This is a genomic window from Synechococcus sp. R60.1 (assembly GCF_047461835.1).
Classification (GTDB): Bacteria; Cyanobacteriota; Cyanobacteriia; order Thermostichales; family Thermostichaceae; genus Thermostichus.
On sequence record NZ_JANSIA010000108.1, the window covers coordinates 1 to 9,188 of the forward strand.

12 protein-coding genes are annotated in these 9,188 nt (G+C 60.1%); 2 read left to right on the top strand and 10 right to left on the bottom strand.

What is annotated here, in order from left to right:
- Positions 1–85: 85 nt before the first annotated feature.
- Entirely contained in the window at positions 86–349 is a 264-nt protein-coding gene (locus tag NW834_RS12385; RefSeq protein ID WP_414358160.1) for a ParB N-terminal domain-containing protein, read from the top strand.
- Here NW834_RS12385 and NW834_RS12390 read toward each other — a convergent pair.
- From NW834_RS12390 to NW834_RS12405, 4 genes are all read right to left on the bottom strand, one after another.
- The gene (locus NW834_RS12390; RefSeq protein WP_011432676.1) at positions 335–1,024 is read right to left on the bottom strand and encodes a response regulator transcription factor; all 690 of its coding nucleotides are present in this window, start codon (positions 1,022–1,024) and stop codon (positions 335–337) included. The two genes, NW834_RS12385 and NW834_RS12390, sit on opposite strands and share 15 nt — an antisense overlap.
- Positions 1,025–1,214: 190 nt before the next feature.
- Positions 1,215–2,003 (bottom strand): ABC transporter permease, encoded by a 789-nt coding sequence (locus NW834_RS12395; RefSeq protein WP_414418852.1) that lies wholly within the window; start codon positions 2,001–2,003, stop codon positions 1,215–1,217.
- Positions 2,000–2,782: a uroporphyrinogen-III C-methyltransferase gene (cobA, locus tag NW834_RS12400; RefSeq protein ID WP_011432673.1), complete on the bottom strand. Its 783-nt coding sequence runs from the start codon at positions 2,780–2,782 to the stop codon at positions 2,000–2,002. The genes NW834_RS12395 and cobA overlap by 4 nt, the downstream gene beginning before the upstream one ends.
- Positions 2,783–2,846: 64 nt before the next feature.
- Positions 2,847–3,641, bottom strand: a complete 795-nt coding sequence (locus tag NW834_RS12405; protein ID WP_414416910.1) for a sirohydrochlorin chelatase — start codon at positions 3,639–3,641, stop codon at positions 2,847–2,849.
- A gap of 142 nt (positions 3,642–3,783) precedes the next feature.
- Here NW834_RS12405 and NW834_RS12410 point away from each other — a divergent pair, with 142 nt between their 5' ends.
- The gene (locus tag NW834_RS12410) at positions 3,784–4,737 is read left to right on the top strand and encodes an asparaginase (protein WP_414343721.1); all 954 of its coding nucleotides are present in this window, start codon (positions 3,784–3,786) and stop codon (positions 4,735–4,737) included.
- Positions 4,738–4,741: 4 nt separating this feature from the next.
- Here the strand turns inward: NW834_RS12410 and NW834_RS12415 are convergent, their stop codons facing one another.
- From NW834_RS12415 to NW834_RS12440, 6 genes are all read right to left on the bottom strand, one after another.
- A complete protein-coding gene (locus NW834_RS12415) occupies positions 4,742–5,428 on the bottom strand; it encodes a DUF3318 domain-containing protein (protein ID WP_414329157.1) in 687 nt (228 codons plus the stop codon).
- A gap of 324 nt (positions 5,429–5,752) precedes the next feature.
- Complete coding sequence (locus NW834_RS12420; protein WP_011432665.1) at positions 5,753–6,511, bottom strand: hypothetical protein; 759 nt, start codon at positions 6,509–6,511, stop codon at positions 5,753–5,755.
- 80 nt (positions 6,512–6,591) lie between these two features.
- Positions 6,592–7,122: a 5-(carboxyamino)imidazole ribonucleotide mutase gene (purE, locus tag NW834_RS12425; RefSeq protein ID WP_414329156.1), complete on the bottom strand. Its 531-nt coding sequence runs from the start codon at positions 7,120–7,122 to the stop codon at positions 6,592–6,594.
- A gap of 14 nt (positions 7,123–7,136) precedes the next feature.
- Entirely contained in the window at positions 7,137–8,228 is a 1,092-nt protein-coding gene (locus NW834_RS12430) for an L-threonylcarbamoyladenylate synthase (RefSeq protein WP_414416909.1), read from the bottom strand.
- 24 nt (positions 8,229–8,252) lie between these two features.
- Positions 8,253–8,663: a YihY/virulence factor BrkB family protein gene (locus tag NW834_RS12435; protein ID WP_414426329.1), complete on the bottom strand. Its 411-nt coding sequence runs from the start codon at positions 8,661–8,663 to the stop codon at positions 8,253–8,255.
- 24 nt (positions 8,664–8,687) lie between these two features.
- The coding region (locus NW834_RS12440; RefSeq protein WP_414426330.1) for an RNA-guided endonuclease TnpB family protein at positions 8,688–9,188 on the bottom strand (501 nt) is incomplete at its 5' end.

Genomic DNA, 9,188 nt, shown 5'->3' on the forward strand with positions numbered 1-9,188 from the left:
TTTGGAAACAAACAGAATGCTATCGCTGCATAGTTGAACAGTGATGTTCAGCAGTGTTCAGCGTAAATGTATCAGAAAGTTCAACATGGCGCAGATTCGCGAGATTCCCCTTGCCCAAATTCGCCGCCCTTTGCCGCGGCAAACGGATCCGGATAAGGTTCGGGCGCTGATGGCTTCTATCGAAGCAATCGGTCTGCAGGAGCCCATTGAGGTTTTGGAAGTGGAAGGGGAGTATTATGGGTTCTCCGGCTGCCATCGCTACGAGGCATTTGTCCGCTTGGGCAAGGAGCGGATCCCCTGCCGGGTGCGAAAAGCGCCACGTGCTGTTTTGAGGCTACACCTGGCCTGAAAGGGATCCCTTCTGGCCCGGCTCCTCTTCGGCGGTGTAGCCCCGTTCGTAGGCAAAACGCACCAGTTGCGAGCGATTTTCCAAAGAAAGCTTGCTGAGGATGTTGGTCAGGTGAGTTTGCACAGTGCGCGGGCTGATGAACAGCTTCTCGCCGATTTGCTTGTTGGTGAAGCCGCGAATGACTTCCCGAAAGACCCGCTCCTCAGCAGGGGTCAGAGGCAATTCGGGTGGGGTGGGGCGGGGGTCCGCTTCGGGTTTTGGCTGGGACTGCTGTTGGATCAGCCGCAGAATTTCCGATTGGGTGCGGCGGGAGCGTTCAATCTGGGCCTCGATTTTGGCCACCAGTTCCAGGGGTTCAAAGGGCTTGATGATGTAGTCATCCGCCCCCCGCTCATAGCCCTGAACCCGGTCATCGATCTCTCCCCGCGAAGAGAGAAAAATGAAGGGGACGAGCTCGCCGCCGCGCTGTTGGCGCAGTTGTCGGCAAAACTCAAAGCCGTCCATTTCCGGCATCACCACATCTGAAACCACCACATCCGGCTGCTCTTGGGCAAACAGACGCAACCCTTCTACACCCGAAGCGCCTGTACAAACCCGATAGCCATGCTGAGTCAGGTGGCGGCTCAGCACCTTCAGGGAGAGGGGATCGTCATCTACGACCAGTACACGCTTCATGAGGACTCGAGGAGGCTGTTAGGGAAAAGGGTAAAGCGCTATTCACCTGTTATCTGTGGCTATTTTAGGGAGACGGACAGGATTCGTCATTTGGCTGGGGTGCCTTGACCCATAATAGTGGTTTCAAGGGTGGCCTGGTTGAAAGCTGAAGACTACGGTAGCTGTGAAATGAGGGACTGAACCTGGCCCTCTAAGCTCCCATTCCCGAGTACTGTTGCAAGCCTTTGCGCCACAACCAGCGGTTAGCCAGCCAGAGCAGGCCCGTCCAGGCCAGGCCCATGCCAAAGCCGCGCAGAATATCCACCGGGATCCCTGCCCAGAGGCTGGCGGGAAAATGCACCAGGTAGGGGAAGGGTGTCCAGGCCAAGAGCTGGCGCACGGGGGGTGGGAACACCTCAAGAGGAGCAATCACCCCCGAGAAAAACAAGTACATCAAAAAATGGAACTGCTCCAAGGCCGTCACCCGTTCCACCCAAAAGGCCAGCAGCGCCAGGGTGTACTGCATGAGAAAGCGCAGGGCAAAAGCCAGGAGAATGGCCAGGGATCCCAGCCCCGCCTGGGCCCAAGAGGGGATCCAAAAGGCAGGGGGGTAGAGGACGAAGAAAAGGGCGATTAAAACCAGGGTAAAGGGGAGACGGGCCAAGCGCTCCATCAGGTGGCTGGCCACATGGTGCCAAGCGGGATCCAGAGGCTGCAACAGGCGAGGAGATAATTTGCCTTCGACCACCTCTCGCTCAAAGTCCCAGATGACCCAGACGATGGTGAACTGGCGCACCAGGAACACCGCCAGAAAGTAGCGGATGAACTCCAGAGCAGACAGCGAGAAGTCTCCTGAGCGGGCTGCCTCGCTCCACACCCCCATCATGATCAGGGGCAGGGATCCGGCCAACACCCACAGGATCAGCTCGGCCCGGTACTCCAGCATGTAGGCGTAGTAGGCGGAGAAGAGGGCACCCAACTTGCGAAAGAAGGCGTTCATGGAGATTCCGGTTGCGCAAGCGCTGCGGAGCAATACGAGACTGGCGGACGCAAAGTGGGCAACAAGCTGGCCAGGCTGACCACCGCTCCCACCACAACAATTGAAGGCGGTGCTACGGGCGAGGGCTGCCCAGCCAGAGTCTGCAGGCGGAGCAGATGAATCTCTTGCTCAGGGGTGGTGCCCCAGCGGATCAGGGCAACCGGGGTGTCGGGAGCTTTCCCTCCGGCCAACAATTCAGCGGCAATGTGGCTGAGGTTGTGCATGCCCATGTAGATCACCAGGGTTTCCACCGCCCCGGCCAAAGCCCGCCAATTGACCTGAGGGCGGTATTTCCCTGCCGCCTCATGTCCGGTAACAAAAGCAACTGAGGAGCTGAGGTCGCGATGGGTGAGAGGGATCCCGGCATAGGCGCTGGCGGCAATGCCCGCCGTAATGCCCGGCACCACCTCCACTGGGATCCCGGCCTGCACCAGAGCCAACATCTCCTCGCCGCCTCGCCCAAAGATGAAGGGATCCCCCCCTTTGAGCCGCACCACCACGGCTGCCGTCCGAGCTTTCTCCATCAGCAAGGCTGTGATCTGCTCCTGGGGCAAGGTGTGAGCGCCGCAGTGTTTGCCAGCATAGATCCGTTCTGCCGTCGGCGGGATCAGCTCCAGGATGGAGGATCCCACCAGAGCATCGTAGATGACCACATCCGCGTGGGCGAGTAGCGCCTTTCCCTTCACCGTCAGCAGCCCTGGATCCCCAGGCCCTGCCCCCACCAAATACACTTTGCCCATCTCAAGTCCTGGTCGCGTCATTGCTGTTGGAAATATCCATTTTGAGGGAACGGGAAAGATTCGGCTATTCCAGCGCCGGGCTAAAAGCCTGGAGTGTCTCCACAATGGCCTGCATCAGTTGAGGATCACGCCAGAGGGGCGGCTCCACCTGGATTTGGAGCAGAGGCCATTCCCGCTGTAATCGCTGAGCCTGTTCTTGTAGGGCGCGCAGCAGACCGCCTGGAAAGAGAAAAAACGGCAGCACCCGTAGACGGCACTGGCTAAGGCGCAAGCAATGGATCACGACCGCTTCTAAGGTGGGGGACTGGGCAGCAAAAGCCACATGCAAGGGGATCCCCGGCAGGCGCCGTTGCACAGTTTGGATCCCGGCTTGGAGTTGGGCGGCAAACCCCGACAGACGGCTGCCATGGCCGAGCACAATCCAGGCATCGGCCCGTTCGCCGGGTCGCCTGAGCGTTGCAGAGCAAGAGGACTGTGGAGCCAGAATGCGAGCCGCCAACAGATCCAGGAGGGCTGGGTGCTGGCCAATGGGAGGCGTTAACCGGATGGGCAGGCGCGGCCAGCGAGCTTGAACCTGCTTCACCGCAGCCGGTAAATCCTCTTCCACATGGGATCCCTCGCCCATAAACAGCGACAGCAGCACCACTTGATCGGGAGATCGGCCTGCGCCCAGCCAAGCTGCCAGCCGTCCTTGAATCTGTTCGGCCAGGGTGAGAGGCTGACCTTCCAACTGGGCCAGCTCCACCGGCTGGGGAGCCAGCTGCTGCTGCACCCGGGCCAACAAATCTGCCAAAGCCTGCTGATAATCGGGATCCCGGCTGCCGTGACAGACCAAAAACACCAGGGGATTGGAGGACATGGCAGAGGTCAGGGATCCGAGCGAAAGGGTTCCATTTTGCTACTTTAGGGGATCCCGCCAACTTCTCGCGTAGGATCTGCGCGTATGATTTGAAGAGTACACACCCTCTTTCCCAGCTTCGTCAGCCCTTTCCCAGGTTTTCATGTCATTTGAGAATCGTTCCACCGCCCCTGAACTCTTAATCCATGTCTTGCGGGAGGGGTTGACCGAATCTATCCATCATTGCCAAGCTGTCGTGGCCGATAGCCGCGGGCGTTCTCTGGCCATGGCCGGCAACAGCACCACCCCCGTCTTTGCCCGTTCTGCCCTCAAGCCTTTCCAAGCGCTGGCCATGCTCTCCACCGGCATCCGCGAGCGCTACCGCCTCACTGAGAAAGATATTGCCATCATGTGCGGATCCCATCAGGGCACCACGGCTCATGCGCGGCAGGTGTTCAGCATACTGTGGCGGGCCGATCTATCTCCCGATTTGCTGGTCTGCCCCACCCCACCCGGCAAGCCCAGCCCCCTTTGCCACAACTGCTCCGGCAAACATGCCGGCATGCTTATGGCCAGCCGCGCCCAAAACTGGACCTTGTCGGACTATGCCCAGCGGCAGCATCCGGTGCAAGCGCTGGTGCGGGCCAAGTTAGCGGATTTGCTGCAAATGCCCTCGGAGGAGTTTTTGTTTGCGCGGGATGACTGTGGGGTGCCCACCTACCAATTGCAACTGAACCACCTGGCTTCTCTATTCGCCCAACTGACCGCCGGCGAGCGGCCCGACTTGGAATCGGTAGCACGGGCCATGACCCATCACCCGGAGATGGTGGCCGGACAGGGGTGTTTCGACACGGAATTGATGCGGGCCACTCAAGGGGATCTGGTGAGCAAATCGGGTGCTGAAGGGATCCAATGCATTGGCCGGGTAGGGGAAGGCATGGGCCTGGCCATCAAGGTTCAGGATGGAGCTGCACGGGCCAAATATGCTTTGGCTTTGCACCTGCTGCAGCGCATGGGCTGGATCCAGCCTGCCGCCGCCGAGATGCTGGGGGAGCGCTTCCTTCGCGTCGGCCCCTACACCCGCCTCGAGGTAGAAGGGGAGCTGCGCATGCCTTGAAGACTCAGCGCTGGAAGGGGTTTTGGTAAGGATTGGGGCCGGGGTTGGAGCTCTGGCCTTTGTTGCGGTACTTAGGATTGATGGTCAAGGTGCCGGATCCCAAACCCCGCTGCGCCAAGAACTCCAGGTTGCGGCGGCGCATGGTGGTGTCGTAGTCGTTCTTGACGCGATCTTCGAGGATGGCCACCTGCTGCAGCGCGCTCAGCAAGATAGCAGCAGCTTGCTCGGAGGTGTAGCCATTCTGGGAGGCATAGCGCACGGCAAACTCGTCGGCTGCTACCTGGGCCTTCTGGCCCTTCTCCGCTTTGCGCAACAGAAACACCGCTGACGCGGCCAAGCCTGCTGCTAAGCCAACGCCGAGGTTATCTCCCATCTGCAGCTCTACCAAAATGCCCATGCTGCCGGCCCCGATCAAGGCGGGATACAGCAACAACGCCGACCAGTTATCCCCCAAAGCCAGCTCTGTGGCCATCACCGCTTCTCGCAAGAAGTAGATCTTCTGCTGGTCAGGGCTCAGCTTCTGCCAACGGCTGAGGTCAATGGCAAAGCGAGAGTACTTTTGCCAGGGGAAGCGCCACAACGGCTGCACAACCCGAGACTGGTCAGGGGTGCCGATCTCGATCTGCACTTCAGGGCGGATCTCCACTGGGAGAAACTGGATCAGGCGGTCAAAGTCGGAAATGGTATACATGCTGGCACAGTGCGGCTAAGGGAGCGGCTGGAGAGGATTACCCATAGTAAAAGATTCTAGCCTTCCTTGCAGGCCAGCTCCAAGCAAGCTTTTTGCAATAGGGCTGGCGGCAGAGGGACAAGCCTGAGCCTAGATGGAAAGGGGGTATGCCGCGTAACATACTCCCGACCCTGTAGCTAGCTTCCCGCAGGGTTGCTACGCATACAGCGCGGGGCTTCTCGGCGGTTTAGCTAAACCTGAGGTGAGCAATCTATTTGGCGGATTGCCCAAGGGACTGAATTTATCATCCCGGTCAAACCCTTGAGGACCAAGACAGCCGTTATCTTAGTTTGAAGAGGGATCCCTGCTGGGGTGTTTGAGATTGGTCAAATCGTTGAGGCGGCGCAGGATCCCCCATCCCTGTAGGGCCTCCAGCAGGGCTTCCCGCACAACCGCTACCGTCTCTTGGTCGAGGGCCAACCGCAGATAATCCACCGCCAGCCGGGTTTGCTCGGGATCCAGGTGGGACATTAAGCTCTGCAAGCGGCGAACGCCCGCCAGCCGTCGGAAGGGATCGGGAGAAGCAATGTCGCTGAGGTCGCGCTCCAATTGAGACCGTTGCCGCTCTTGTCGGCCCCTGAGCCACTCCCCAAACAGCAGCGACAACAAGGCTAGAGTGGCCAATCCCTGTAGAATGGCACCGGTGGCCAGCCAGCGTTGGGTGGATTCTGCCCAGATGGAGATGAGGGTGTAGGTGCCCAAGGTGGCGGCTGCTCCCGAACCAATTGCCAGCAAAAGCCAGCGATCCGCCTGCCGAAACCAAGCTTGCCACTCCTGCCAGCGGCGGTTGAACTCAGGGCTGCGCACCCCCTGTAGCCCCAACATCACCAAGGTGCCCACCCCCAGAGAGAGCGCCAGCCGCCCATTCCAGAAGGCCAGCCCTGCCAACGCCAAGGCCGACAGAGCCAAAACCCGCCACTGCGGCCCCGATAGGATCCACAGAGCAACTTGGGATCCCGTCTCCACTGCCCCACGCCCCACCCGCTGCAGATATTCTGGCCAGGATCCCTGGCCGGAAGAAGGGCGACCCGATTGATGTTTCACCGATGGCAACTCCCAAAACTCGGCCCTATCTGGCCCTTTGCAAGGCGGCAAGATAGGTCAACGTTCTCTAAATTATGCTCTTATGCTTTGCCGGTGGAGTCGAGATAGGCTTTCCACCCTTGGGTTTGCAACTGGTCGTTTTTCTCCTGCACCGCCTGTTTTAGGCTTTCCCGATAGGCGATCACTCGCCGGAGCAGGTCGGGATCTCCACTGGCCAGGATCTGCACCGCCAGCAGACCCGCATTGTAGCCGTTGCCAATGGCCACCGTGGCCACCGGGATCCCTTTGGGCATTTGCACAATCGAGTATAAGGAGTCGATCCCCTGCAGGGATGGGCTGAGCACCGGCACCCCGATCACCGGCAGGGGGGTGAGAGAGGCCACCATCCCCGGCAAATGGGCTGCTCCCCCTGCCCCGGCAATGATGACGCGGATCCCTTGGGTATGGGCGCGGCGGGCAAACTCTACCATGGCCTCGGGGGTGCGGTGGGCGCTGAGGATCTGCATCTGGTAAGGGATCCCAAACTCCTCACACACCTGGGCGGCGGGTGCAAGGGTGGGCAGATCGGAATCGCTGCCCATTACGATGGCAACGAGGGGGGAGAGTTCCATATCGCTAAGCGACGCTAACGCGAAAGGCTGCTGGCCCGGCGTAGCCGATCCATCATCGCATAGCCCAACCCCGTCGAGATGGGTGGGGGCTCTGCCAGCAGGAGCGTAGCATCTCCCTCATCCAGGCGGCGCAGGCTGGCAAAGAGGGCGCGGGCGGCTGCCTTGGGATCCGAACCCAAACACTCCAAACTGAAAGTGATCCCCGGCCAATGGCGGGAGAGGGTGTTCAGCAGAGCCTGCGGATCCGTGGCAAAGCTGAGGATGCCCAGGTGGGAATGACCGGTTGTCAGGTGCTGCACCTGTTGCCAATCGCCGGGCTGAAGCTGGGCAAAAGGGGTGGGCAAAAGCCGGAGGGGCTTACTGGGGGCATAGTGGCTGCTCAGTCGTCCCGGCGCTTCTGGCGGGCCCGTTGTGCCATCCTTGGGGGCCTGTTCTGGGGGCAACCGGATGGGCAACCCCAGGTGGGCCTCCAGGGCTTCCAGTGGGATCCCTCCTGGGCGCAGCAGCGTTGGGATCCCTTCGGGGCTGAGCTTTAGCACGGTGGACTCCAGGCCCACAGCACACTCTCCCCCATCCAAGATGTAAGGGATCCGCCCTCCCAACTCTGCATAGACGGCCTGGGCTGAGGTGGGGCTGATGCGGCCAAAGCGATTGGCACTGGGGGCAGCCAGAGGGGTTTGCACCGCCTGCAACAAAGCTTGAGCCACCGGGTGAGCAGGCACCCGCAGGGCAACAGTAGGCAACCCGCTGCTCACCAGATCCGGCACGGTGGGACACTTGGGCAGCACCAAGGTTAGGGGCCCCGGCCAGAAGGTGTCGATCAGGGATCCCAGCAGAGCACGTGCGGTGGGAGTAAAAGCCGACACATCCACCAGCCACCCCTGCAGCTGCTCTAGGGTCACCCCAGCCGGCAGATGCAGGATCAGGGGATCGAAGCGGGGGCGCTCCTTGGCGGCAAAAATGTTTGCCACTGCCTGCTCATCCAAGCCATTGCCCGCCAGGCCGTAAACCGTCTCCGTGGGGATGGCCACCAACTGGCCCTGCAGCAAGGCCGCAGCCGCTACGGCAATGTGCTCAGGAGTGGGCGAAAGAATTTCCGTCTGCATCCATAACTCGGATTTGGGGTGGGGCTAGGGATCCCGTTCTGCAATCCATTTTCGCGCCTGGTAGAGGGCGATGTTGATCTGATCCCCAAACAGCAGCGCCAAGGAAGTGAGCCAAACCCAGAGCAGCAGAACAATAACCGCCCCCACCGCCCCGTAGACTTGGTTGAACTGCCCAAAGTGCTCCACGTAAATCCGCAACCCCCACGACACCCCAACCCACAGTAGGCTGGCCACGATGGCCCCAGGCCAAATCGGGATTTGGGGTCGGCGCAAGCTGGGGCCAAATCGATACAGCACCCAGCAGGAGAAGACGACCAGCCCCAAGGAAATTGGCCAAGTGAGGATCCCCCACAAGTTCAACCCCAGCTCTCGCAAGGGATCCAACTGAGTCGGCCCGTCAACCTCCTGGGCTAAGGATCTCGCTTTCCTGTACAAGAAGCGCAAAAAGCTGGCAGTAAACTACCCGGCCCTGACTGCTTCGCAGTACGGGGCGGGCTTTCGGTAGCCCTGCAGTTGGCAAGCCAACCACGGACCTCTAGGCTGGTTTACGACAGCCCCAAGTTTGGCAATCATGTTGGCCCCATTCCAGTCCGCATCCCCTTCCCATCCACAGTGCCCACACTTGAACGACTTACCACTGCGATAGGATTGCGCAGGGTCGGGATGGATATGCAAACACCGGTGGCAGGTCTGCGACGTGTAGGCAGGCGGCACCAGAATCAAAGCAACTCCTGCACGCAGAGTCTTGTATTCCAGAAACTGCCTCAGTTGGTAGAACGCCCAACTGTTGGCCCTGCGCCGTTCAGCTTTGCTGCGGGGTTGTTGGTTGATACGCTCCCGTATCCCTGTCAAGTCTTCCAGAGCAATAGCGCTGTTTGTGACCTTTGCCCTAGAGACAATAGCTTTGGAGATGCGATGATTGACCCACGTTTTTGCTACGCAACGCTGACGCGACTGAAA